Source organism: Arthrobacter sp. B0427-1-12, assembly GCF_059092905.1.
This window is the reverse complement of record NZ_JBNHIC010000149.1, coordinates 1-1,390: the sequence shown is the minus strand read 5'-3', so window position 1 is coordinate 1,390 and position 1,390 is coordinate 1. Positions and strand designations below refer to the sequence as shown.

Sequence of the window (1,390 nt, the reverse complement as noted above, 5' to 3'; positions counted from 1 at the left end):
GTCCAGTAGAACCCGTAGCACCGCCTGAGCAGACCATCCCGCTGGACCTGCCGCAGCAGCTGGACATAAACATTCACCTGGCCGGTATGTCCACCGGGCCTGACTTTCCGGCGTCCCTCCGGTCGTTCTCCGCCTGGGTTCGTCATTGACAGCTTCTTCCGTAGGCCCCGGGGCGAATAGGCCCTGGGTAACGTGTTAGAGGATGATTTCCCTGGCGGTTTTGCCGTGGGAACTGACCTCGATCCGCAGAGCGAGGTGCTGCAGTGGTGCTTCCAGGGTGGTGGTGAGGTCCCGGACGGTTGAGTTTTGGATGCGGTCGATGATGTCCTGGATGTCGGCGCGGTTGTTGACGGTGACCCTGGCGGTGAGTTCGGGCCGGTTCGCGGTTCCGCGCAGCAGGGCCGAGGAGCCGGTGACGCCGGGCAGGGCATTAATCTGGTGTTCCAGCGCCGTGGCGAGGACGCCGGGGTCGCAGAGCGTGTAGCCGCGGGTGGGGTCATCGTGCAGCCGGTACGGGCGTGCCTCGTTTTTGCGGGGGATCTGGGCGATGATCCACAGCAGCCCGAGAAGCCCGGTGACTATGCCGAGCACCAGGGTGATCGCGGCAATATACGGCGGGTCGAAGATGGACCGGAGGTCACCGGTGATCACCGGCTCGTCCGGTGAGGCCGGCAGCAGGCCGGGGGCGTTGAGGATTCCGGCGAGCTGCCCGCTGGCGAGCAGCAGGAGCAGGGCGCCGGCGAGCAGGCTGAGCAGGCCAAGGATGAGCAGCCAGGTGCGGTTGAGGACTCCGGCGGTCTGGCGCATCATGATCCTTCTTTCCGCGGTGCGGGCAGGGCGGCAGCCATGTCAGGTTTTCCGGGACCGGACTGCCGCGCTGACCCGGGGCATCGGTTCCAGGCCTGTGGATTCAAGCCGTTCCTGTACTTTGGCGATGACCCTGGTGCGCAGTTCTTCGGTTTCGTGCAGGGGGGTGTTTATGGTGACGTGGACCCTGCGCCCGGTGACGGTGGCGGAGGCGGTGCCGACGCCGTCGATATGGGCGCAGTGCGCGCAGGCCAGGCGGGCGACCGCGCTGCGGGTCATGACGATCTCGCGGCTGGGGGGCGGCTGAGCCGGATCGCCGGTGTCCGGAGCGGCGCTCCGGAGCCCGACGGCGTTGAAGCTGCCGGGCAGCAGGGCCAGCAGCAGCAGTGTGAGTCCGGCCAGCAGCAGCACCGTGCCGATGACCCACACCGCAGGATCATTCCATCTCAGGGCGGCCGCCCAGTCCCGCAGGCCAGCCAGGAACGAGGGCCACATGCCCTCGGCCAGGCGAGCGATCGAGAGCCAGGTCAGGGTGATGCCCGCCCCCAGCATCAGCAGTCCGATGATGAGAGCCGGGATGGCG

At 67.4% G+C, this 1,390-nt stretch carries 2 protein-coding genes; both read right to left on the bottom strand.

Annotated elements, in window-relative coordinates; translation table 11 throughout:
• Positions 1-195 precede the first annotated feature (195 nt).
• The gene (locus AC5RWU_RS24250; protein WP_493986722.1) at positions 196-810 is read right to left on the bottom strand and encodes an Asp23/Gls24 family envelope stress response protein; all 615 of its coding nucleotides are present in this window, start codon (positions 808-810) and stop codon (positions 196-198) included.
• 39 nt (positions 811-849) lie between these two features.
• Positions 850-1,390 (bottom strand): DUF6286 domain-containing protein (locus tag AC5RWU_RS24245; protein ID WP_493986721.1); only part of this gene is annotated, 541 nt, incomplete at its 5' end.